Here is a 23,425-nt window from a genome sequence, read left to right as displayed (position 1 = left end):
GGCCGCGCGTTCAGGCCCGCAGGGCCCGGTCGACCAGGGCGCCGGCCGCGCCGGTGTACCCGGCCGGGTCGCACAGCTCGGCGATCTCGGCCGGGGTGAAGTGCCCGGCCAGTTCCGGCCGTCCGCCCAGCACCTCGGCCAGCGGGCGGCCCTCCCGGTCGGCGGTCAGCGAGACCTCGGTCAGCAGCCGCTTGGCCTCAGCCTTGCCGAGCCCGGGTGCCAGCCGGGCGGCGATCCGCTCGGAGACCAGCTGTCCGCCGGTGAGCTCCAAGTTGGCCCGCATCCGCTCCGGGCGGACCAGCAGCCCCTCGGCCAGCTCCACCGAGGTGAACGCGGCTCCGCCGGCCAGCCGCAGGCACTCGCGCAGCAGCAGCCACTCGGCGTGCCAGGCGCCGCCGGAGCGCTCGTCCTCGGTGACCAGGCACTGGGTCAGTCCGGCGGCCAGCACCGGCACCTGGAGCGCGGCGCTGCGCAGCAGGGTGGACAGCACCGGGTTGCGCTTGTGCGGCATCGCGGAGGAGGCGCCGCGCCCGGCGGCGGCCGGCTCGACCACCTCGCCGACCTCGGTGCGGGTCATCGACTGCACGTCCACCGCGATCTTGCCGAGCGCCCCGGCGGTGAAGGCCAGCGCGGCGGCCAGGTCGGCCATCGGGGTGCGCAGCGCGTGCCAGGGCAGCGCCGGGCGGGCCAGTCCGGTCTCCGCCGCGAAGGCGTCCACCAGCCGGTCCAGGTAGGCGCCGGCGTCGACGTCCGGGTCCGGGCCGTCCAGCCGGGCGTACTCCAGGTAGCCGGCCAGGGTTCCGGCGGCGCCGCCGAGGGCGACCGGCAGCCCGTCCGCCAGGACGGCGGCGAGCCGGCGGTCGGCGTCCAGCACCAGCTGCCGCCAGCCGGCCGCCTTGAGGCCGAAGGCGGTGGGCACCGCCTGCAGGGCCAGGGTGCGGCCGGCCAGCACGGTGTCCCGGTGCTCGGCGGCCAGCGCGGCGAGCGCGCCGGCGGTGCGCTCCAGGTCGGCGCGGATCAGCCGCAGGGCCCGGGCGGCGACGAGCATCGCGCCGGTGTCCAGGATGTCCTGGCTGGTTGAGCCGCGGTGCACGTACTCGGCGGCGGCCGGGTCCTCGGCGGCCACCACCCGGGCCAGTGCCTGGACCAGGCCGACCACCGGGTTGGCGGTCTCCCGGGAGGCGAGCGCGAGCTCGCGGGCGTCGAAGTGCTCGGCGCGGGCGGCCCGGGTGATCGCGGCGGCCGCGGCGGGGGGCACCGTGCCGAGTCCGGCCTGGGCGCGGGCCAGCGCGGCCTCGGCGTCCAGCATGGCCTGCAGCCAGGACCGGTCGGCCACGGCCGCCTCGACCGGGGTGCCGGCCCGGACGGGCGAGAGCAGCCCGGAGTCGGTGTCGGCCCCGGTCGGGGCGGGGTGCTGGTCGGTCATACGACGACGCCTCTCGGTCGGATCTCCTCGGTCTCGCTCACCCGGAACGTGCCGTCGGTGCCGTCGGTGCCGTCGGCGCGGGCCTGGGGCGGCAGCGGCGCGGCGGGCCACTCGGGGGCGGGGGAGAGCGCCAGCACCGCGCGGGCGATGGCGTCGGAGTCACCCAGGGTCACCGAGTCGACGCCGGGGCGGATGCCGGCGGCGGTCACCCAGTGCACGGCCTCGGTCGGCACGCCGTACGCGAAGCGGCGCGGGTGCGCCCGGCCGCGCGCGTCCAGCAGCCGGTAGGGCCGCTCGGTGACGGCGAGGCCGCCGGTCTGGTAGCCGCCGCCGTGTCCGTCGGGGATCCGGTAGGGGGCGCACTGCTCGGTGTCCAGCAGATGGCGCAGCAGGGGGTCGTCGGTACGGCGCAGGTCGGGTTCGGGCAGCCGGGCCTCGATCAGCACCGAGGCCCGGACCGGTGGGCCGGGGACGGCGGTGGAGTGCGCGGTGAACGCCGGGTCGACCGGGTCGATCCGGATCTCGGTGCCGGGGCCGAGCAGTTCCAGCACCCCGGCCTCGACGAGCGCGATCAGCTGCTCGATCCGCTCGGTCGGCGGGCCGATGGACAGGAAGGCGTTCAGCGGGGTGTACCAGCCGTCCAGGTCGTCCCGGTAGGAGTCGCCCTCGATGCCGCTGTGGTCGACCGCCAGCCGGATCTCGTTGCGCAGGTCGCGCAGCACGTCCAGGGCGGCCTTCAGCGGGCCGCTGAGGTTTCCGGCCCGGGCCTCGGCGACGTCCTGGCGCAGGTGGTCGAGCAGCCAGCCGCGGAAGTCCGCGCGGTCGGTGAACTCCCGCCCGGCGTACGGGCGGGAGAGCCGGTCCCAGCTCCACCGCTCGGTCGCCGGGAGGCCGTGGGCGTCGAGCACCGCGGCCGGGTCGTCGGCGGTCAGGTAGCGGTCGGTGAAGTCCGCGCGCTCGGCGCCGCGGGCCCTGGCGGTGAGCAGCGCGCCGTAGTAGACGGCCTCCACCTCGCGGGAGACCAGCGGCCACAGGTCGGTGGCGAAGCGCACCGGCTCGCCCCGGCGGGCGCGTTCGCGCAGCCCGGCGACCACCTCGGTGGTGAGCAGCCGGGGCAGGTGGCGTCCGTGGGCGCCCTTCTCGTTCTCGCCGCGCGCGTGGTACGGGATGCCGCGCCGGGAGGTGGCGTAGAGCCTGGGCTCGGTGCCGGAGGGGCGGTAGACCAGGGTGCCGTCGACCCGCTCGAAGTGGCCGCCGCGGCCGAGCGTGAAGAGCGCCATGTGGTCGAAGAAGTTGAGACCGAGGCCGCGCAGCAGGACGCTCTGGCCGGGCCGGGTGGTGACGTGGACGTCGGCGGGGTTGGCGGGGGCGACGTAGTCGAGGTGGTGGATCCGGGCCAGGCTGGCGGTGCGCGCCTCGCGCGGGGTGGGCCGGGCGGGGACGTGGCCCTGGGCGAGCACGATGGCGTCCAGCCGGTTCAGCCGGGTGCCGTCCTCCAGCCGGACGCCCTGCGGGCCGCCGGGGAAGCCGTGCGCGTCGGCCATCGCGACCGCCCGGGAGCGGTGCACCCGGACGGTCACGGTGGGCGGGGCGGCGGCGACCACGGCGCGGAAGGCGTCGTGCAGGTACTGGCCGTAGAAGGCGCGGGTCGGGTAGGTGTTCGGACCCAGGTCGGCGGCCTCGGCCAGGGTCTGGTCGTCGTGGCGGGCCGGACGGCCGGCGGAACCGCCCTCCCGGGCAATGGACTTTGCCCATTCGTACAGGCTCGGGCCGGGTTCGACCGGGCCCTCGATCCGTACGCTGTCGTCGGTGTACACGGTGATCTGCGAGGCCACCGTGTTCATCAGGAGGTGCCGGGACTGGTCGGTGCGCCAGACCCGGCCCGCGCCGGGGGGCGCCGGGTCCACCACGTGCACGGTGACGGTGGACCCGGCGGGCCGGGTTCGTTCGTTGGCGCAGAGCCGTTCCAGTACTGACAGGCCGCGCGGACCCGCGCCGATGACACAGATCTGGAGGTGACGGTCGATCATGCCCACGGCTCGCCATCGTAGTTGTGGTGATCAGATGATGAAAAGGTCTTGACTCCGTGCATCCAGGCCACCCGCTCGTGCAGCTCGCCCTCGGAGAAGCCGCGCAGTAGCCGGTTGCGGGCCTCGGCGGCCTCGCCCGCCGGGTGCCAGAGCCGGATCGACTCCCGCGCGGCGCGCTGCACGGCCGCGGTGCGGGCGCGCCGTTCGGCGGCGAACGAGGCGAAGGCCCGTGCGAGGGCGTCGGTGCCGTCGGCCAACTCGCCCAGCAGCACGGCGTCCTCCAGGGCCTGGCAGGCGCCCTGGGCCGCGTAGTGCAGCATCGGGTGCGCGGCGTCGCCGAGCAGCGCCACCCGGTCGTCGGTCCAGCGCTCCACCGGGTCGCGGTCCACCAGCACCCAGGAGCGCCAGCCCTCGCCGAGCGCCAGCAGCCGCCGGGCGGCCGGCGCGGCCAGGCCCGCCAGCTGCTCCGCGACCGTCTCCTCGGGGACCGGTACGTTGGCGAGCGCCTCGGTGGCGCCGTTGTCCCGGGAGGCGGCCAGGTTGAGGAAGGACCCGCCGGCGATCGGGTAGTGGACGAAGTGGCAGTGCGGGCCGGTCCACCAGGTCACCGAGGTGAGCAGCCGCAGCTCCTCGGGGACCAGCTCCATCGGGATCACCGCCCGGTACACGGTGATGCCGGAGATCCGCGGCTCGCCGTCGCCGACCAGTTGGGCACGGACCGCCGAGTGGATGCCGTCCGCGCCGACGAGCGCGTCGCCGTGCACCGCGCCGCCGCCGGCCAGCAGCGCGGTCACGCCCGCGGCGTCCTGCCGGTAGCCGGTGACGGCGGTGGCGGCGCGCAGCTCGATCCGCTCATCGGCCCGGCAGGCACGCAGCAGCAGCCCGTGCAGCTCGGCCCGGTGCACCACCACGTACGGGTTGCCGAACCGCTGCCGGTAGCGCTCGGTGAGGGTCAGGCTGGTGACGTGCTCGCCGGTGACGCCGTCCATGAAGCGCAGCTCGGCCATGTGCACCCCGGCAGCCCGGACGGCGTCGCCGAGGCCGAGCCGTTCCAGCGCGAGGATGCCGTTCGGCGCGATCTGGATGCCCGCACCGATCTCGGCGAACTCCGCCGCCCGCTCCAGGACCACCGCCCGGTGGCCGGCCCGGGCCAGGGCCAGTGCGGCGGCCAGCCCGCCGATCCCGCCGCCGGCCACCAGCACGGTCGCGGCGGTGTCGCGGTCCCCGCTCATCGGAGCGGCCCGTCGCTCTCGGCGGACGCCAGCCGGCGGGCCAGCTCCAGCCGTTTGATCTTGGTGGTGGCGGTGGCCGGGAGTTCGCCGAGCCGCCAGTGCACCGGGTCGGCCATCGGCGGCAGGCCCGCCGCGGCGGCCCGCCAGGCGGCCGGGTCGAGCGGGCGGTCGCCCTTGGTGCAGACGACCGGGACCGGCCGGCCGTCCGGGCCCGGCACGATCACCACCTCGGCGAGCTCGGCGAGCCGGGCGAACAGGGTGTCCTCGGCGGCCAGCGTGGAGCCGAAGCCCTCGATCAGGTCCACCTCGCGGTCCAGCAGGTGCACGCAGCCCCACCGGGTGCGGTAGCCGACGTCGCCCATCCGCCACCAGCCGTCCTGCACCTGCTGCTCGTAGCGGGCCTGCTCGCCGAGGTAGGTGACGATCCGGCCGTCGCTGCGGACCTCGATGAACCCCGGGTTGTCCTCCGACGGGGGCGCGCCGTTGCGGCTCACCACCCGGACGTCGGTGAAGCCGGGGAACGGCATGCCCACGCAGCGGCCGTCGGCGTCCGCGCCGCGCCGCCGGGAGAACGAGCGCACCACCGCCGGGCCGACCTCGCTCTGCCCGTACAGCTGGCCGAAGACCGGTGCGCGCCGCGCGGAGGCGGCCAGCATGGTGCGCACGGTGCGCGGGTGGATCGCGTCGAAGGTGGACGAGAACAGCTTGACGTTGGCCAGCGGGCGGCGCGGGTCCTTCGCCAGCTCCTCCCACTCCATGAAGGAGTTGGGGTGCGCCTCCAGGATCCCCGGGCGCAGCCGGGCGAACAGCGCGCCGACGTGCGCGGGCTCCGAGTGCGCCAGCACCAGGATCGGGAAGCCGCGGAACAGCGAGATCGCCAGGGCGGTGACCAGCCGGGAGTGCACGAAGGAGACGTGGATCGCGATGGTCTCCCGCCCGGGGACGACCGGGCGCAGCACGGCCGCCTGCGGGCGGTAGCGGGCCTCCAGGGTGCGGCCGGTGTGCACGGCCAGCTTGGGCGTGCCGGTGGTGCCGGAGGTGTGGGTGATCAGGGTCGGGTGGTCGGGCGCCGGGGTGGCCGGGGCGACCCGCGGGGCGCCGGCCAGCGTGGCCAGCGGGACGGCGCCGGGGTGCTCGCCGGAGGCCAGCAGGACGCCGGAGGCCAGGTCGAAGACCTCGGCCGGCAGCTCCTCGACGAGCTTGGCCGCGTCGGTGAGCAGGAACGGTTCGCCGGTGCGGCGCACCAGCTCGGTGACGGTCGCGCCGTCCAGCTGGGGCGAGAGCAGCACCGGGACGGCGCCGATCCGGGCCGCGGCGCAGGCGAGCAGGGTGATGTCGAAGCTGTTCGACTTGTGGACCACCACCCGGCGGCCCGGGCGGACCCCGGCCGCCCACAGCCGGGAGGCGTGGTCGTCGACCAGGTCGGCGAGCTCGGCGACGGTGGCCCGCCGGCCCAGCTCGGGAGCGATGTCGAGGTCGTGGTCGAGGATCACCACGTTCGCGCCGTTCCGGACGGCGGCCCGCTCGAAGAGCGTGCCCAGTCGGATTCCCCGGTTGGCTATGCGCTGAAGGAGCACCGTTCCGCCCTCTCGGTGGGGTTGCGGGTCGCTGTGCTTTCAGGGACGTGCAGGGGTTGTCGGAATCGCTTCAGGGGGGGATCGGCTTTTTCAGCCCTTTTCGATGACCTGCTTGATCCGCTCCAGGGTCGCCCCCAGGTCGGCCGCGACCTTCTCGCCCCACTCGGCGAAGAACCGGCGCTTGCCGTCCTCGTCCATCTCCGCGGTGATCCCGCGGATCCCCTCGGTGGCGCCGCCCATCCGGAAGTGGTGCACCAGCATGCTGCCGCCGTCCTCCGCGGCCGCGACGTCGAAGGCCCAGACGCTGTCCTGGGCCCGGCCAGCGCTGTCCCGCATGGCCCAGCGGAAGGTCCGGCCGGGCTCGGCGGCGACCACCTCGGCGTGGGTGAACCAGGTGCCGCGCACCACCGGCGCCCAGGCGACGACGTCCGGACTGCGCAGGTTCTCGCCGCGGAACACCGAGCCGACCGCGGACGGCTCGCCGGACACCCAGCTGCCGCCCTGGCACTCCGGGCTCCACTCGCCGCAGCGCGGGAGGTCGCTGATCACGGAATAGACCTCGTCCGGGGCGGCGGAGATCCGGATCTCGGAGCGGGAAAGGAAAAGGGGCGCGGTTTCCGCGCTGCTTTCTGTGATGTCTCCCATGGCCGGAATCCTGGGCGGCGGCGCGCGGGAGGGTCAAAGGCGTGCCGCCGGGTCCGTCAAGTCCGGCCGTGGACCTGACAGATCAGCGTCCGGTCACTTCAGTTCCAGGCCGAAGTGCAGGGCGGTGACCGCCATCCGGTGGGCGTGGTAGAAGCGGTGCGCGCCGTGGTTGGCCGTCCCCGAGTCCAGCTCGATCCGCACGCAGCCGGCCGTCCGGGCCCGCTCCCCGAGCACCGTGAAGAGCCGCCCGCCGATCCCCGCCGAGCGGGCCGCCGGCGCGGTCACCAGGTCCTCGACGAAGAGCAGCCGGCCCCGGCTGGTGGCCAGCACTCGGTGGGTGGCCACCGCCAGGCAGCGCCCCCGCTCGTCGTAGGCGGCGGTGAAGACCAGCCCCTGGGCGTGCGCCTCGGCGGCGAAGGCGGCGAAGCCGTCGGCCCCGAGCGCCGGACGCAGCGCCCGGATCAGCGGCGCGACGTCCCGGTGCAGCTCGGGCGTGCCCGGCCCGATGTCCACCACGGTCAGTTCCATGTCCCGTTCCCCCCGCGGGTCGTGGCGGCCCGGGTGCCCGGGCGCTCCCCCGGGAGGCTACTGCCCGGCGCCGTACACCGCGAGGAACGCCGTGACCCCGTTCGCGACGACCTCGTCGATCCGCTCGGGCGGCATCGGGAGCGCGCCGTAGAAGGTGGGCTGGGCGACGGCGAGGAAGGTCAGCAGGTTGAGCATCCGGGCGGCCTCCTCCGGGTCCGGCACCACCAGCAGCCCGCGCTCGGCGAACTCCGTCATCCAGTGCGTCAGCACCCGGTGGGTCTCCCGCGGGCCGGCCTCCTGCCAGGCCTCCAGCAGCGCCGGGCGGATGTGCAGCGCCTCGGCCTCGATGGTGCGCACCAGCGCCCAGTGCTCGGCGAAGGTGGTGAGCGAGTCGACCCGCTCCAGGCCGAAGTCGATCAGGTCGGTGCGCAGGTCGACGATCTTGCGCAGATGGCGGTCGGCGATCCTGGCCTGGGTGGCGGCCACCGCGGTGGCGCCCTCCAGGACCACCGACTGGAACAGCTGCTCCTTGTCGGCGAAGTGGTTGTAGATGGTGCGCTTGGAGACGCCCGCCTCGGCGGCGATGGCGTCCACGCTGGTCCGGGTGAAGCCCTCGCGGCCGAACACCGTGCGCGCGGCGCGGGCGATCGCCACCCGCTTCTCCGGCATGCCTCGGCGGTCGCCGCCCGGGCCGGTGGCCGGGGGCGTGGGGGCGGTCGTGGCCTGCGGGGCGGTCTGGTCGGTCACGGGAAACCCTCCTTGCGGTGCACTACATCGTGTAGTTTACGACACACTTGACGTGAAGCGGACTTGAAGTCCTACGCTCGACAGACGTCCGGAAGCCCCAGGAGGGAAGGGTTCCATGGCCGTTCAGCTGAACCACACGATCGTCCCGGCGCGGGACGACGAGGAGACCGCCCGCTTCCTCAGCGAGGTCCTGGGCGTCGCCGCCCCGGTGCGCAGCGAGCCCTTCCTGGTCGTCCGGCTCGCCAACGACGTCGCCCTGGACGTGATGCGGGTCGGCGGACCGGTCCCCACCGGGCACTACGCCTTCCTGGTCGGCGACGAGGAGTTCGACGCCATCCTCGACCGGGTCCGGGAGCGCGGGCTCACCTACTGGGCCGACCCCTTCCACCGCCACGCGGGCCGGGTCAACGACTGGTTCGGCGGTCGTGGCGCCTACTTCGAGGACCCGAGCGGCCACAACCTGGAGATCATGACCCGGGCCTCCGGCGACAGCCGGTGAACCGGTCCGACGGTTCGTCAACTCCCTTGGCCGGAAACCTGACAGAGATCGGATGCGGACGGGATTGCTCCGCCCCCGGGCGGGTTAGCCTCCCCGCATGATCGAGACCAAGGGGCCGGTGTACCGGCCCGGCGACGCCGAGTACGACGCCCACCGGACCGGCTACAACCTCGCGCTGGACCACCGCCCGGGCCTGGTGGTGGTCGCCGCCGACCCGCAGGACGTGTCCACCGCCGTCCGGTACGCCGCCGCGAACGGCCTCGCGGTCGCCGTCCGGGCCACCGGCCACGGCATCTCGGTGCCCACCGACGGCGAGCTGGTGATCGACACCGCCGGGCTGGACGGCGTCACCGTCGACCCGGCCGCGCGCACCGCCACCGTCGCGGCCGGCGTCCGCTGGCGCGAGGTGATAGCCGCCGCCGCTCCGCACGGCCTCGCCCCGCTCAGCGGCTCCAACCCGGACGTCGGCGCGGTCGGTTACACCCTCGGCGGCGGCATCGGACTGCTCGGCCGCCACCACGGCTTCGCCGCGGACCACGTGCGCCGCCTTGAGGTGGTCACCGCCGACGGCCGGCACCGCACCGCCACACCGGCCGCCGAGCCCGAGCTGTTCTGGGCGCTGCTCGGCGGCAAGGACAACTTCGGGATCGTCACCGAGATGGAGATCGGCCTCGTCCCGTGCACCGGCCTGTACGGCGGCGGCCTCTACTTCCCGGCCGAGTCCGCGGCCGCCGCGCTGCACGGCTGGGCCGCCTGGAGCCGGACCGTCCCCGAGCAGCTGGCCACCTCCGCCCAGCTGATCCGCTACCCCGACCTGGAGGCCGTCCCCGAGCCGCTCCGCGGCCGGTACGCCGCCGTGCTGCGGGTCGCCTGGAGCGGCCCGGCCGGGCAGGGAGAGGAGTGGGTGCGGCCGCTGCGGGCGTTCGGCACCCCGCTGCTGGACACCGTGCGCGAGCTGCCCTTCACCGAGGCCGGCACGATCCACCACGAGCCGCCGTTCGCGCACCCCGCGAGCGACCGCAACAGCACGCTGCGCGCGTTCACCGCCGCCACCGCGGACGCGGTGCTGGACCTCGCCGGGCCGGACGCCGGCAGCCCGCTGATCGTCGAGATCCGGCTGCAGGGCGGCGCGTACTCGCGCGAGCCGGCCGTGCCGAACGCGGTCGGCGGCCGGGACGCCGAGTACCTCGCCTTCTCCACCGGAGTGATCGGCCCGTTCGCCCTGGAGGAGCTGCGCGCCGCGCACGCCGCCCTGCACGGGAGCCTGCGGCCGTGGTCCACCGGCGGGGCGCTGGCCAACTTCTTCGGGATGGACGACGCCGACCCGGCCACCGTGCGCACCGCCTACCCCGAGCCGGTCCACCGGCGGCTCACCGAGCTCAAGGCGGTGTACGACCCGGGGAACCTGTTCCGGCTCAACTTCAACATCCCGCCCGCCTCCTGATCCCCTCCCGATCTCTGCCACGCTGTCCTCCTGACCTGGTGTTCTGCCCGTTCGGCCGGTCCTCCGGGGCCGGCCGTCGGCGTGCCCGGCAACGGTTCGGGGCCGGTCCGGGCTCTGGTCGGGTGAGGAGGTACTCATGAGAGCCAAGAAGGCCGAGCGGGACGCGGAGTTCAACGCGTTCGTGACCGGTGCCTGGCCGCGTCTGCTGCGCACCGCGTTCCTGCTGACCGGGGACCGCTACCTGGCGGAGGACGTCGTCCAGACCGCACTGGAACGGACCTACGCCGCCTGGGGGAGGGTCACCCGGGCCGACGAGCCGTACGCCTACGTGCGCCGGATCGTGGTGAACGAGCACGCCCGCCGCTTCCGGCGCCGGGTGCCGGAACAGCTGGTCACCGCCGTGCCGGAGCGGACCGGCCCGGACGGCTTCGAGCGGCTGGACGACCGGGCCGCGCTGCTGGCCGCGCTCGGCACGCTGCCGCCCGGGCAGCGCCAGGCGGTGGTGCTGCGGTACTGGGAGGACCTCAGCGAGTCCCAGGCCGCCGCCGCCATGGGCTGCTCGGTGGGCACGGTCAAGAGCCAGGCGTCGAAGGGCATCGCCAAGCTGCGCGAGCTCTCCTCACTCATCACCATGACGAGCATCGGAGGTGCGGCATGAACCGCGACGGGACGCCCGTGGACACGGCGGCCGAGGGCGACGAGGAGGTGGCCCGGGCGCTGTCCGGGCTGGCGGGAACGGTGGAGGCGGGTCCGGCGCCGTACGCGGCGGTGCTGGCCGGCGGCCGGCGGCGGGCGGTCCGGCGGCGGGCGTCGCTGGGCGGCGTGCTGGCGCTGGCCCTGCTCGCGACGGCGGGCGGTGTCGCCGCGGTGAGCGGCGGGGTGGGCGGTCCGGCGGCCGGCAGCGCGACGGTGGCGGTCTCGTCCGCCGACGTCGCGGCCGTCCTCCCGGGCGCCGCCCCGGCCGGGGCGCAGGGCTCCCGGGACCCGCTCGTCCCGACCCGGATCCAGGTGCTCGCGGGCACCGAGGAGGGCAGGCCGTGGAGCGTCTGGGCGGCCCTGTGGCCGGCGCCGGGCAAGGAGCGGATCCACGAGCAGGCCCGGCGGATCTGGGAGGAGGACGCCGCCGCCGGCTACCCGTGGCCCGCGCCGACCGAGGCGTACGTCAACGAGTACGGCACCCCGGACGCCGACCACGTGGTCTTCTACTACGTCCTGGACGGCAAGCGCCTGGCGACCCCCGCGGAGGCCCTCGTCGCACCGCCGGGCTCCCCGGTGGGTCTCCTCTACGGCGATCCGGACTCCTCCGGCAAGGTCTGGCTGGGCCGCCAGGCCAAGAACGGCGAGGCCGACCCGCTGTTCCACGTCCCGAAGGCCCAGGCCGGGCTGATCCGTCCGGGCGTCGCCCGCGCCGAGGTGCGGTGGACCGACGGCGTCACCGCCGAGCCGGCCATCCTCGGCCTCGGCGACTCCGAGGCCCGCTGGATCGCCGTCGCCAAGCGCGGCATCCCGGCCGAGCTGCGGCTCTTCGCCGCCGACGGCAAGCTGATCGCCACCGAGAAGAACTGGCTGGACAGCTGACCGACCGCCGGAGCCGCGTGCCACCCCGGGCGCGCGGCTCCGGCGCGGCCGTCAGTGCGCGCCGAGCGGGCTCGGCCGCGCGGCGCTGTCCGGCTCGGCGTCGTTCGGCTCCGCGTCGTCGGGCTCGGCGCGGTCCGGTGCGGCGCGGTCCGGTGCGGCCGGCAGCCGGCGCCGGACGCCCTGGGCGGTGAGCGCCAGCGGCCGGTAGCCGAGCGCCGAGGCCGAGGCGTGCGCCCGGTCGGCGAGTTCGGCGGCCCGCTCGGCCTCGCCCTGCTGGAGGGCGGCCTCGGCGAGCCCGACCAGCGCGTGCAGCTCGGCCCGCCGGTAGCCGAGCCGGCCGGCCAGGGCGAGCGCGGCGCCGTACCGGGCGGCGGCGGTGGCCGGACAGTCCGTGGCCAGCGCGGCGGCGCCGGTGGCGTTGAGGCACTCGGCCTCCGTCCAGCTGTCGCCGTGCGACTCGGCCGCGTGCAGGGCCTCGCGGGCCGCGGTGTGCGCCTCCTCGGTGCGCCCGGCCTCGGCATGCAGCCGGCTGAGGACGGCCAGCACCAGCGCCTCGGCCCGGCGGTGGCTGCCGGTGCGGCCGAGCGAGAGCGCCGCCCGCAGCGACTGGACGGCGTTCCCGGGCCGGCCCAGCGCGGCGTGGGCCATGCCGAGTTCGGCCAGCGCCATGGTCTCCAGGGCGTCCGAGCCGATGGTGCGGGCCAGCCGCAGGCAGCGGGTGTAGTGGCGGTAGGCGTCGGGCCGGTTGCCCGAGTCGAACTCGGTGCGGGCGAGCGCGGCGAGCGAGACGGCGAGGCCGAGCGGGTCGCCGTTGCGGGTGTGCAGTTCGACGGCCTCGGTGAGCAGCGTCCGGGCCTCGGCCAGGGTGCCGCGGATCCAGGCGGCGCGGCCGAGCTGGTCGAGCGCGGCCGCCGCGATCTGCGGCCGGCCCAGTTCGCCGGCGAGCGCCAGGGCCTGCCGGGCGTAGTCCTCACCGGCCGTGATCCGGCCGGAGTTGTGGTTGGCGTCGCTGAGGTTGATCAGCATGACCGCCTCGGCCCCGCGGTCCCCGGCCTGCCGGGCCGCGGCCAGGCCGGACTCGGCCAGCCCGGACCACTGGGCGAGCCGGGCGTGCTGCTTGCAGAACGGCCGCAGCGCGTCGGCGAGCTGCCAGGCGACCGGGAGCGGCCCGTGCTCGGCGGCGTACCGGACGGCGGCGGTCAGGTTGGCGAACTCCGCGCACAGGTCCCCGCCGTCCCGGGCGGCGCGCCCCGTCTCGGGGGTGACCACGCCCGCCTGGTCGACGCTGCGGCGCGGGGCCGGGCCGCCGCTGCCCGCCGCGGCGGCGGTCGCCACGTACCAGCCGAACAACCGGCCCAGCGCGGTGGTCCGTTCACCGGCCGTCAGCCGCTGGTGGGCGCGCTCGTGGGCGAAGAGCTGCAACAGCTCGTGCGGGAACCGGTAGCGGTCCTCCACCCGCTCCAGCAGGTTGGCGACCTCCAGCTCGCGCAGCTGCCGCTCGGCCGTGGCCGGTGGCGAACCGGCCATCGTGGCGGCGGCGTCCACGGTGAAGTCCGGCCCGGGGACGAGCCCGAGCAGGCAGAAGAAGGTGCGGACGTTGGTGCGCAGCAGGTCGTAGGAGAGGCCGAGCGAGCCGGCCAGCGCGGTCTGCGCCTCGTCCGGCGCGGAGAGCGCGGCCACCCGGTCGACGGTGAGCTCCCGGGCGATCCGGCCGAGCGGCACGTCGGAGCGGTAGGCCGCGTTGGCGGCGACGATCCGCAGCGCCAGCGGCAGGCCGGCGCAGAGCCGGACGATCTCGTCCACGGCGGCCGTGTCGTCACCCTGCCCGGGCTGCAGCAGCGCGTTCACCAGACGGTGCGCCTCGGCGGCCGGCAGCACCGGGACGACGAGCCGGTGGGCGCCCTCCCGGACGGTCAGGCTCACCAGCCGGCGGCGGCTGGTGACCAGCACCGTGCTGCCGCCGCCCCCGGGCAGTAGCGGCCGGACCTGGTCGGCGTCCCGGGCGTTGTCCAGCACCACCAGCACGCTGCGGCCGGCCAGCAGCGAGCGGTAGAGGCCGATCCGCTCGTTGACGCCCTGCGGCACCCGCTCGGCGGGCACCCCGAGGGCCCGCAGGAAGCCGCCCAGGACCTCGGCGGGGCCGGCCGGCGCGGCCCGGCCGTGGCCGTGCAGGTCGGCGAAGAGCTGGCCGTCGGCGAACAGCGGCGCGGCCCGGTGGGCGACGTGCAGGGCGAGCGCGGTCTTGCCGACCCCGGCGGTGCCCTCCAGGCAGACCAGCGACAGCGTGCCGTCGGCGGGCCGCAGCAGCTCGGCGAGCCGGTCGATGTGCTCCCGGCGCCCGGTGAACCCCCTCGGGCCGGGCGGCAGTTGGGCCGGCCGGGGAACGTCGGGCGCGATCGCCCGGGGCGCCGGCGGGGCGGCCGGTCCCGCCGGTCCCACCGCTCCGGCCGTCGGCACCGGCACCGACGGCCGGTCCCGGACCTCGGCGGGCGCGGGCGGATCGGCCGGGGTCAGCCGCAGGACCCGCTCCTGGGCGGCGCGCAGGTGCGGCCCCGGATCGAGGCCGTGCTCGTCGGCGAGCAGGCGGCGGACCCGCTCGTACACCTCCAGCGACTCCGCCTGCCGCCCGGACTGGGCCAGCGCCAGCACCAGCTGGGCGTGGAACCGCTCGCGCAGCGGGTGCTCGGCCGCCAGCCGGCGCAGTTCCGGGATCCGGCCGGCCAGCCGGCCCAGCTCCAGCTCCAGGTCGAAGAGGTCCTCCAGCGCGCCGAGCCTGGCCTCGGCCAGCCGCAGCCGCAGCGGCTCGATGCCCGGCCCGTCCACGCCCTGGGCGAGCGGCCCGCGCCAGAGCGCCACCGCCTCGGTGAACGCCTCCGCGCCGCCGGCCGCGTCGCCGTTCGTCCGGCGCGCCCGCCCGTCGACGAGCAGTTCCTCGAACCGCTCGACGTCCACCGTGCCGGGCGCGGCCAGCACGTAGCCGGCATCCGTCCAGGCCAGGGTGGCCAGTCCGGCGAGCGCCCGGCGCAGGCCGGAGACGTACTTCTGCACCAGGTTGACGCTGCGCCCGGGAGCGTCGGCGCCCCAGACCAGCTGGACGATCCGCTCGGTGTGCACCGGACGCCCGCTGTTGAGCAGCAGGACCGCGAGCACCGCCCGCTGCCGGGGCGGTCCGAGGTCCGCCGCGAATTGTCCCCGTCTGACCCGTACCGGTCCGAGAACCTCGAACCACACGTCGTCAGCCAACGCTCCCCCCAAAGCAGTTGTGACGTCTCGCCCCCACGCGGACGTTACCACCGGCCGGCGGAGGGGCCCCGGATCGTTACCGCATCGTTTGTGTAGGCTCCGCCGCTCCTGGGCAGGGACATGACCGACGCCGGTGTGCCGCCGCCCTCCCGGCGGATCCCCCTCCCGCGTCCCCTCCCGCCGCTTCCCGCCGCTTCCCGGGCCCTTCCCGGCGCCTTCAGCGGACGGTCAGCGCGGCCCCGGACAGTTGCCGCAGGCCGGGAGCCGCGAGGACCCCGGCCGTAGCCGGTGAGAGGACCGGTCCGTCGCACCGAGGCCGTCCCGCGGTCGGACCGTCCTGTCGAGCCGTTTATCCGGGAAACCGATGTTGCCAACGGGGGGATCTGCATGAACGCCACACCCGAGCTGCTGAGACTGCCGGACTCCGAGGAGTCCCGGAACCACGCGCCCACCACCGAGTTGAGCTTCGCCTCCACCGTGCCGCGCGACCTGGTGCACCGCGCCGCCATCGCCGAGGTGTTCGTCACCGACTCGGCCCGGGTCGGCGATCCGGACCCGGAACGCGACGAGCACACCTTCGAGGTCGCCGCCCAGCTGCCGCGCGCCCACGTCGTCGGCGAGCGCGGCGGGAGCTACGACTTCCTGCTGCTGGTCGAGGTCCTGCGCCAGTCCGGCGTCCTGGTCGCGCACCGGTACCTGGACGTGCCGCTGGACCGCGCCTTCATCTTCAGCTCGCTGAACCTCACCATCTCCGGCCTGGAGGCCCTACGGATCGGGCCGCGCCCGGCGCACGCCGTGCTCTCCACCACCGTCCGTCCCAAGCGCAACCCGGCCGGCCGGGTGCTCGGCTTCGACTTCACCGGCGTCTTCTGGCTGGACGGCGTGCAGGCCATCGTCGGCTCCGGCGCGCTGACCTTCGTCACCAACCGGGCCTTCCAGATGCTGCGGGCCGGCAACCGCAAGAAGCTGGAAGGGCGTTCGCCGCGCCACCCGCAGCTGCTGCGCTCCGCGCCCTCCCTGGTCGGCCGGCGGGACGCGTCCAACATCGTGCTCACCGAGCCCGCCGTCAGCGAGTCCGGCACCGCCTCGGCGCTGCTGGTGGTGGACACCGACCACCCCCACCTGTTCGACCACAAGCTGGACCACGTGCCCGGCAACCTCCAGCTGGAGGCCGCCCGCCAGCTGTCCGTGGCGGCCGTCGCCAAGCTGCACGGCCTGCCCGCCGAGAGCCTGGTGGTCACCGCGGCGAAGGCCGACTTCACCGACTTCGCCGAGCTGGACCTGGTGACCAAGGCGGTCGCCGAGGTCGGCGACGCCAGCTTCGACGGCGCGCTCGGCGCCGTGACCGTCCCGGTCCGGATCACCGTCTCCCAGGAGGGCAACACCGTCGCCACCCTCGCCATCGAGGTGACCCAGTGGAGCTGAACCACCTCGTCCCGTCGGCCGACGGCATCGACACCGTGGTCCTCGACTACGGCGGCGTGCTGACCAACCCGCTCGCCGAGACCTTCACCGAGTTCGGGGTGCGCACCGGCCTGGACCTGCAGGCCATCGGCACCGCCTTCGCGGCCGCCACCGCACGCCACGGCGTCAGCCCGATGGCGGAGCTGGAGGTCGCGGCGATCACCGAGCAGGAGTTCACCGAGCGCCTGCTGGCCGAGCTGCCGCCCGGCTCCGCCGCCGCCCTGGGCGGCCGGCCGTTCGGTGAGCTGTGGTTCCAGGGCCGCCGGGCCAATGCCCAGCTCGTGGACTTCGCCCGGCAGTTGAAGTCCGGCGGCTACCGGATCGCGCTGCTCACCAACAACGTGGTGGAGTGGAGCCCCCGCTGGCGGGCCACCCTCCCGGTGGAGGAGCTGTTCGACGTGGTCGTCGACTCCTCGGCCGAGCGCGTCCGCAAGCCGGACCCGGAGCTGTACCTGCGGCTGCTGGAGCGGCTCGACACCCAGGCCCGGCGCTGTCTGTTCATCGACGACACGGCCGAGAACCTCGACGCCGCCCAGCGGCTGGGCTTCCACACGGTGCTGTTCGAGAACACCGCGCAGACCGTGCGCGACGTCTCCGAGCGGCTGACCGCCCAGGCCCTGCGCGAGGTCTCCAGCCGGCTCGGGCACCCCCTGGCGGAGGACCTCGGCCGCCCGGCCGACGGGGCGCTCCGATGACGGCGCCGCAGGTCCTCGTGGTCGGGGCCGGCCCCACCGGCCTGACCGCGGCCTGCGCCCTGCTCCAGCACGGGGTGCCGGTGCGCCTGGTGGACCGCCGGGAGTGCTTCGCCGCCGAGCCCAAGGCCCTGGTGATGTGGAGCGGCGCCCTGGAGGCGCTGCACCGCCTGGGCGTGGCCGACGCCGTCGCCGAGCGGGCCCTGCCGCTCACCGGCGCCTCGTACTGGTCGAACGGTCGCCGGCTGGCCGGCGTCTCCTTCGGCACGCTGACCGGCACCCGCTTCCCCGGGCCGCTCTGCGTGCCCCAACCGGTCACCGAGGAACTGCTCTACGAGCGGCTGCTCGGCCTCGGCGGCCGGGTCGAGTGGGCCACCCGGGCCACCTCGGTCGAGGTGGCCGGCGATCGGGCGGTGGTCCGGCTGGAGTCGGCCGGCGGCGCGGTCGAGACCGTGGCCGTCCCCTGGCTGATCGGAGCCGACGGCGTCCGCAGCACCGTCCGCGAGGCGCTCGGGATCCCCTACGAGGGCAGCAGCTACGACCGGGAGTTCGTGCTCGGCGACGGCCGGATCGCCGGCGACCTGCCGCCCGCCGAGGCGCAGTACCACCTGAGCCCGGACGGCGTGCTCGTCCTGGTCGCCCTGCCCGAGGGCGGCCACCGGATCTTCTTCGACCTGCCCCCGGGCAGCCGGACCGGACCGCCGGACGACGCCGAGCTCCAGCAGCTCCTGGACGCCCGCGGCCGCGGCCGCTGGACCGTCGAGGAGACCTGGTGGACCAGCCGCTTCCGGGTGCACACCAAGGTGGCCGCCACGTTCCGGCAGGGCCCGGTGTTCCTCGCCGGGGACGCCGCGCACGCCCACAGCCCGGCCGGCGGCCAGGGCCTCAACACCGGTGTCCAGGACGGGTTCGACCTCGGCTGGAAGCTGGCGGCCGTGCTGCGCGGCGGCGACCCGGCGCTGCTCGACAGCTACGACCCGGAGCGCCGTCCCACCTCCGCCCGGGCGGTGCGCAACTCCGAACGGCAGACCAGGCTCTGGCTGCTCAAGCCGCGCCCGGCCCGCGCCCTGCGCGACCTGCTGCTCGGCGTGCTCTCCCGCAGCGGCGCCCTGGAGCGCCGCATCGTTCCGGAACTCGCCCAGCTCGACCTCGATCTGACGGCCAGTCCGGCCGTCGGGCGCACGCCCGCGCCGGGCGGTCCGACCCCCGGCCGACGGCTCGGTGACGCCCCGCTCCGCCCGGTGGGCGGGACCGCTGCCACCTCCCTGCACGGCTACCTCGCGACCGGACGGCACACCGTGCTGGTCGCCGGGTCCGGGCAGGAGGCCGCGACGGCGGCCGAGGAGGCCGCCACCGAGCTGACCCGGCGCGGCGTGCGCGATCTCGCCGACGTCCTGCTGCTGCTGCCGCCGGACGGGCCCGTGCCCGTACCGGCGGGGCCGTCCGGCCACGACCTCGCGGCCGGCCGGCTGCCGGGCGGGCAGGCCGGGGCGGCGGCCCTGGCCTGCCACCTGCGCCCGGACGGGGTGGTGGCCCGGGTCGTGACCCTGGACCGGCCCGGCCGGGTGGGCGAGCTGCTCTCCGCGCTGCCGACCGGGCAGCGCTCCGCCACCCCCGCTCCGTGAGGTTCCCGATGCTCAAGCGACTCGGCCGGGCGGTCACCGCCCGGCCCTGGTCCGCCCTCCTCTTCGTGGTGGTCTTCCTGGTCAACGCGCTGGTCGTGGGCACCGGCGTCACCGACCGCCTGCACAACGGCGGCACCTCCGACCCGGGCTCCGAATCGGCGCGCGCCGCCGTGCTGCTGGAGCACTCCTTCCCGGCCAGCTCGCCCAACCTCGTCCTGGAGGTCTCGGCGAAGGCCGGCGGCTCGGTGGACGACCCCGAGGCGGCCCGGGCCGGTGCCCGCCTCGGCGAGCGGCTCGCCTTCGAACCGGACGTCGTCGGGGTCACCTCGTACTGGCAGACCGGCGTCGAGGGCCTGCGTTCCGCCGACCGCGGCACGGCACTGATCGTCGCCCGCATCGAGGGCGACGAGAACCACGCCAAGGACGTCTTCGACCGGCTGGCCCCGCGCTACCGGGGCAGCCCGGCCGGCCTGGAACAGCTGGACGTCCGGCTCGGCGGCACCGTCGCGGTCCGCGAGGAGATGCAGTCCACCATCGCCGACGACCTGGTCCGGGCCGAGCTGATCGCGCTGCCGATCACCCTGCTGATCCTGGTGCTGGTCTTCCGCGGCCTGATCGCCGCCCTGCTGCCGCTCGCCGTCGGGATCTGCGCGATCCTCGGCACCAACGCGGCGCTGCGGGTGATCACCGGCTTCACCGAGGTCTCGGTGTTCGCCCAGAACCTCACCACCGCGCTGGGCCTGGGCCTCGCCATCGACTACGCGCTGCTCATCGTGCGGCGCTTCCGCGAGGAACGCGAACGAGGGCTGGAGGTCCGCGAGGCCGTCGCCACGACGCTGGACACGGCCGGCCGCGCGGTGCTGTTCTCGGCGCTGACCGTCGCCGTCTCGCTCTCCGCGATGCTCGTCTTCCCGCTCTACTTCCTGCGCTCCTTCGCCTACGCCGGCATCTCGGTGGTGCTGATCGCCGCCGCCGCCGCGCTGGTCCTGCTGCCCGCCCTGCTCACCCTGCTCGGCGGCCGGATCGACGCGCTCAAGATCCGGCTGCCCGGCGGCGCGGCGCGCCCCGGCCGGGAGCCCGGCGCGGGCTGGCACCGCACCGCCACCCTGGTGATGCGGCGCGCCCCGCTGTTCGCGCTCGGCATCACCGCCCTGCTGCTGGTCGCCGGACTGCCCTTCCTGCGCGTCCAGTTCGCCGCCGCCGACGACCGCCAGCTGCCCACCGGCTCCGAGGCGCGGGTGGTCCAGCAGACCATCCGGGACGGCTTCACCGCCAGCGCCACCGGCGTCATCGACGTGGTGGTGCACAGCGGGGCCACCGGCAACACCGGCGCCGGCAGCCCGGACCGCGAGGAGCTCGGCCGGTTCGCCGCCGGGCTCTCCGCGCTGCCCGGCGTCACCGAGGTCTCCACCCCGCTCGGCGACTACCGCTCCGGCGCCCCCTCCGGCGAGTCCGGTCCGGCCGACAGCGTCCGGTCCGCCGACGGCCTCGGCCACCTCTCGGTGGTGCCCGCCGCCGGCGGGGGCGACGTCTCCCAGGCGAACCAGGACCTGGTCGGCGAGATCCGCCGGGCCGGCGCCGGCTTCCCCGCCCTGCGGCCGGTGGTCGGCGGCCAGGCGGCCACCCTGGTCGACAGCAAGCACGCCATCGCGGTGCGCCTGCTGCCGGCCGGCGCGCTGATCGTCGGCGCCACCCTGCTGCTGGTCTTCCTGCTCACCGGCAGCCTGCTGATCCCGCTCCAGGCGGTGCTGCTGAACGCGCTCAGCCTGACCGCGATGTTCGGCGTCGTCGTCTGGGTGTTCCAGGACGGCCACCTGTCCGGCCTGCTCGGCTTCACCCCGACCGGCGCCGTCGAGACCACCCTGCCGGTGCTGATGTTCTGCGTCGCCTTCGGCCTCTCCATGGACTACGGGGTCTTCCTGCTCTCCCGGGTCAAGGAGGAGTACGGCCGCGGGCGCGACCCGCGCAAGGCCGTCGCCGACGGCATCCGGCACACCGGCGGGCTGATCACCGCCGCCGCGCTGATCCTCTCGGTGGTGCTGGTGGCGATCGGGACCTCCCGGATCACCAACACCAAGATGCTCGGCCTCGGCGTCGCGCTCGCCGTGCTGGTCGACGCGACCGTGGTGCGCTGCCTGCTCGTCCCCGCCGTGATGGCCCTCGGCGGCCACGCCACCTGGTGGGCCCCGGCGCCGCTCAAGCGGTTCCAGGAGCGCTTCGGGCTGCGCGAGGAGCCGCTCGCCCCGGCGGGCGGCCCGGACGGTGCGGACCGCCCGGACGCCGGTTCCGGTCCCGACGGCCGGCCCGACCCCGACCCCGATCCCGACCCCGGCCCGGGGCCCGTCCTCGCCGCGAAGGAGTCCTGATGACCGACCAGCGCACCCCGCCGGGCCGCGTCGTGGTCACCGGCGCCACCGGACTGCTCGGCACCGCCGTGGTCCGCGAGCTGCTGGCCGCGGGCCACGAGGTGACCGCCCTGGTCCGCGACCGGGAGAAGGCCGGGCGGCTGCTGCCCGCCGACGAACGGCTCACCGTCCTGGCCGGCGACATCACCGACCCGGCCGGCTACCGGCCGGCCCTGCCCGGCGCGAGCGGCGTCGTCCACACCGCCGCCTACTTCCGGGAGTACTACCAGCCGCAGCCCGACCTGGGCCGGCTGCACGCCGTGAACGTCGACGCGGTGACCACCCTGCTCCGCGAGGCGGTCGACGCCGGGGTGCCCCGGGTGGTGCACACCAGCTCGATCAACACCATCGGCCGGGGCACCACCGGGTTCCCCGCCGACGAGGACACCCCGCCGCCCGCCGACTGGCGGCGCAACGGCTACCGGGCCAGCAAGGTCCGCGCCGAACAGGCCGTCGCCGAGTTCTGCGCCCGCGAGGGGATCACCGTCCCGCTGGTGCTGCCCGGCTGGATGTGGGGACCGGGCGACGCCGGACCCACCTCGGCGGGCCGGCTCTTCCTCGCCGTCGCCCGCGGGGACCTGCGCGCCGTCCCCCGGGCCGGCAACCACGTGGTGGACGCCCGCGACGTCGCCGCCGCCTGCGTCCGCGCGCTGACCCACGGCGCCGGGCTGCGCCGCTACATCGTCGCCGGCTCCTGGTACGGCCTGCACGACCTGGTCACCGGCATCGCCGCCGCCACCGGCGCCACCGCGCCCCGGCAGATCCCGGCCGCCGCGGCGCTCGGCTTCGCGACCGCGCTGGAGTACGGCGCCAGGCTGCGCGGCCGACCGCCGGTGGCCACCCGCGAAGGTGTCCGGGTGCTGCTCGACGGCACCCGCACCCGGCTCTCCTCCGCCCGCGCGGAGCGTGAACTCGGCGTCACCTTCCGCCCGCTGGCGCAGACCCTGTCCGACGAGGCGCGCTGGTACCGCGAGCAGGGGCGGCTGCCGTCATGACCCCTCCCACGCCCCCGTCCCCGTCCCCGGACCCCGCTCCCACCCCGTTCGACGAAAGGGCCGCGACCGTGCCCCGTTCCAGGAAGACCGCCCTGCTGACCGTCGCGGCCGCACTGATCGCCCTGACGCCCGCGGTGGCCGCCGTCGCGGTCCGCGCCGACGACTCCCCGAAGCCCGGCGCCCCGACCGCCGCCGCCACCGGAGCGGCCGCCCCCGCCCCGGCCTCCGGCGCCGAACAGGCCGCCGCCGACACCAAGGCCCGGCTGGCCGCCGAGTCCATCGTCGACGTCCCGGTCCGCTTCACCGTCCAGAACGTCAACCGCACCCTGGCCGCCTGCCCGGTGGACGGCAGGACCTACCAGGTCACCGGTCATCTCACCGCGCCCAAGGCGGTCCTCGACGGCGGTGCGGGCCCGCGCGCCGTCACCCTCTACGAGCACGGCATCGCGGCCGGCGAGTGGTACTGGCGCCTCGACGCCCCCGGCTACCACCACACCGAGGAACTGGCCAAGAAGGGCCACGCCTCGCTCACCATCGACCGGATCGGCTACGGCGGCAGCGACAAGCCCGACGGCTTCGGCAGCTGCATCGGCGGCCAGGCGGACATCGCCCACCAGATCGTGGAGCAGCTGCGGGCCGGCGGCTACCGGACCGAGCAGGAGGGCCGCGCCGCCGTCCCGTTCGACAAGGTCGTCCTGGCCGGCCAGTCCAACGGCGGCCAGGTCTCCCAGATCGAGGCCTACTCCTTCCAGGACGTCGACGGCCTGGTCCTGATGGACTGGACCGACCTCGGCCTCACCCCGCAGGCCAACGCGCGCTTCTTCTCCTCCCTGCAGACCTGCCTGCGCGGCGGCTCGGCCGCGGACGGCGCGGGCGGCCCCGGCGGCTACGCCTACTACGACCTCGGCAGCGAGGAGTTCAAGGCCGGCAACTTCCACGACACCGAGCCCGGCGTGGTCGCCCTCTCCGCCCCGCACCAGAACCGCCACCCCTGCGGCGACATGGCCTCCCAGCTCGGCTCGGTCCTGGTCGACCTGCGGCACCTCAAGGACATCAAGGTGCCGGTGCTCTTCCTCTACGGGGAGAAGGACGCCCGCGTCCAGGGCGGCGCCGAGCACCGCGCGCTGTTCACCGGCACCACCGACACCCAGCTGATCGAGATCCCCGGGGCCGGCCACTACATGGGCATGGCGCGCAACGCCCCCCAGGTCCACGCCTCCCTCGCCGACTGGCTGACCAAGCACCAGTTGCGCTGAACCGAACGCCGGCCGGGGGCGGCACCGTCCCCCCACCTC

Annotated in this window: 18 protein-coding genes; 10 read left to right on the top strand and 8 right to left on the bottom strand. The window is 75.7% G+C overall.

From position 1 onward, the window contains the following. Positions 1 to 10: 10 nt before the first annotated feature. The 7 genes from ACFU9E_RS24325 to ACFU9E_RS24295 all read right to left on the bottom strand — a co-directional run bounded on the left by ACFU9E_RS24325 (position 11) and on the right by ACFU9E_RS24295 (position 8,185). Positions 11 to 1,426: a lyase family protein gene (locus ACFU9E_RS24325; protein WP_380684765.1), complete on the bottom strand. Its 1,416-nt coding sequence runs from the start codon at positions 1,424 to 1,426 to the stop codon at positions 11 to 13. Continuing rightward, the gene (locus tag ACFU9E_RS24320) at positions 1,423 to 3,456 is read right to left on the bottom strand and encodes an FAD/NAD(P)-binding protein (protein ID WP_380684766.1); all 2,034 of its coding nucleotides are present in this window, start codon (positions 3,454 to 3,456) and stop codon (positions 1,423 to 1,425) included. Before ACFU9E_RS24320 ends, ACFU9E_RS24325 begins: the two co-directional genes overlap by 4 nt. Then, entirely contained in the window at positions 3,453 to 4,688 is a 1,236-nt protein-coding gene (locus tag ACFU9E_RS24315) for an FAD-dependent monooxygenase (protein ID WP_380684767.1), read from the bottom strand. Before ACFU9E_RS24315 ends, ACFU9E_RS24320 begins: the two co-directional genes overlap by 4 nt. Next, positions 4,685 to 6,265, bottom strand: a complete 1,581-nt coding sequence (locus tag ACFU9E_RS24310) for a class I adenylate-forming enzyme family protein (RefSeq protein WP_380684768.1) — start codon at positions 6,263 to 6,265, stop codon at positions 4,685 to 4,687. The genes ACFU9E_RS24315 and ACFU9E_RS24310 overlap by 4 nt, the downstream gene beginning before the upstream one ends. A 90-nt stretch (positions 6,266 to 6,355) precedes the next feature. Next, complete coding sequence (locus tag ACFU9E_RS24305) at positions 6,356 to 6,910, bottom strand: SRPBCC family protein (protein WP_380684769.1); 555 nt, start codon at positions 6,908 to 6,910, stop codon at positions 6,356 to 6,358. A 93-nt stretch (positions 6,911 to 7,003) separates the two neighbouring features. Then, entirely contained in the window at positions 7,004 to 7,438 is a 435-nt protein-coding gene (locus tag ACFU9E_RS24300; protein ID WP_380684770.1) for a GNAT family N-acetyltransferase, read from the bottom strand. Between the two features lie 57 nt (positions 7,439 to 7,495). After that, positions 7,496 to 8,185, bottom strand: coding sequence for a TetR/AcrR family transcriptional regulator (locus tag ACFU9E_RS24295; protein ID WP_380684771.1), 690 nt, complete (start codon positions 8,183 to 8,185; stop codon positions 7,496 to 7,498). A 115-nt stretch (positions 8,186 to 8,300) separates the two neighbouring features. On the opposite strand from ACFU9E_RS24295, the gene ACFU9E_RS24290 reads away from it, so the two are divergent. The 4 genes from ACFU9E_RS24290 (at position 8,301) to ACFU9E_RS24275 (ending at position 11,706) form a co-directional block, all read left to right on the top strand. Continuing rightward, complete coding sequence (locus tag ACFU9E_RS24290; RefSeq protein ID WP_355367086.1) at positions 8,301 to 8,684, top strand: VOC family protein; 384 nt, start codon at positions 8,301 to 8,303, stop codon at positions 8,682 to 8,684. A gap of 97 nt (positions 8,685 to 8,781) precedes the next feature. Continuing rightward, positions 8,782 to 10,128, top strand: a complete 1,347-nt coding sequence (locus ACFU9E_RS24285) for an FAD-binding oxidoreductase (protein ID WP_380684772.1) — start codon at positions 8,782 to 8,784, stop codon at positions 10,126 to 10,128. Positions 10,129 to 10,264: 136 nt separating this feature from the next. After that, complete coding sequence (locus ACFU9E_RS24280) at positions 10,265 to 10,786, top strand: SigE family RNA polymerase sigma factor (RefSeq protein WP_380684773.1); 522 nt, start codon at positions 10,265 to 10,267, stop codon at positions 10,784 to 10,786. Next, positions 10,783 to 11,706 carry a hypothetical protein gene (locus ACFU9E_RS24275; protein WP_380684774.1) on the top strand — a complete coding sequence of 308 codons (924 nt, stop codon included), beginning with the start codon at positions 10,783 to 10,785 and terminating at the stop codon, positions 11,704 to 11,706. Before ACFU9E_RS24280 ends, ACFU9E_RS24275 begins: the two co-directional genes overlap by 4 nt. A gap of 51 nt (positions 11,707 to 11,757) precedes the next feature. Here the strand turns inward: ACFU9E_RS24275 and ACFU9E_RS24270 are convergent, their stop codons facing one another. After that, complete coding sequence (locus ACFU9E_RS24270) at positions 11,758 to 14,949, bottom strand: BTAD domain-containing putative transcriptional regulator (RefSeq protein ID WP_380682245.1); 3,192 nt, start codon at positions 14,947 to 14,949, stop codon at positions 11,758 to 11,760. 387 nt (positions 14,950 to 15,336) lie between these two features. Between ACFU9E_RS24270 and ACFU9E_RS24265 the strand changes: the two genes are divergently transcribed. From ACFU9E_RS24265 to ACFU9E_RS24240, 6 genes are all read left to right on the top strand, one after another. Next, positions 15,337 to 16,374: a ScbA/BarX family gamma-butyrolactone biosynthesis protein gene (locus ACFU9E_RS24265; protein WP_380682246.1), complete on the top strand. Its 1,038-nt coding sequence runs from the start codon at positions 15,337 to 15,339 to the stop codon at positions 16,372 to 16,374. Next, positions 16,365 to 17,108 (top strand): HAD family hydrolase, encoded by a 744-nt coding sequence (locus tag ACFU9E_RS24260; protein WP_380682247.1) that lies wholly within the window; start codon positions 16,365 to 16,367, stop codon positions 17,106 to 17,108. The genes ACFU9E_RS24265 and ACFU9E_RS24260 overlap by 10 nt, the downstream gene beginning before the upstream one ends. Further along, on the top strand, positions 17,105 to 18,730 hold the full coding sequence (locus tag ACFU9E_RS24255; RefSeq protein ID WP_380682248.1) for an FAD-dependent monooxygenase: 1,626 nt from the start codon (positions 17,105 to 17,107) through the stop codon (positions 18,728 to 18,730). The genes ACFU9E_RS24260 and ACFU9E_RS24255 overlap by 4 nt, the downstream gene beginning before the upstream one ends. An 8-nt stretch (positions 18,731 to 18,738) precedes the next feature. Continuing rightward, positions 18,739 to 21,096: an MMPL family transporter gene (locus ACFU9E_RS24250; protein WP_380682249.1), complete on the top strand. Its 2,358-nt coding sequence runs from the start codon at positions 18,739 to 18,741 to the stop codon at positions 21,094 to 21,096. Beyond that, positions 21,096 to 22,130: an NAD-dependent epimerase/dehydratase family protein gene (locus ACFU9E_RS24245; RefSeq protein WP_380682250.1), complete on the top strand. Its 1,035-nt coding sequence runs from the start codon at positions 21,096 to 21,098 to the stop codon at positions 22,128 to 22,130. The genes ACFU9E_RS24250 and ACFU9E_RS24245 overlap by 1 nt, the downstream gene beginning before the upstream one ends. Positions 22,131 to 22,198: 68 nt before the next feature. Then, positions 22,199 to 23,386: an alpha/beta hydrolase gene (locus ACFU9E_RS24240; protein WP_380682251.1), complete on the top strand. Its 1,188-nt coding sequence runs from the start codon at positions 22,199 to 22,201 to the stop codon at positions 23,384 to 23,386. Positions 23,387 to 23,425 lie beyond the last annotated feature (39 nt).

Source organism: Kitasatospora sp. NPDC057595, assembly GCF_042800875.1.
Taxonomy (GTDB): domain Bacteria; phylum Actinomycetota; class Actinomycetes; order Streptomycetales; family Streptomycetaceae; genus Kitasatospora.
This window is presented reverse-complemented; position numbering and strand designations above follow the sequence as displayed.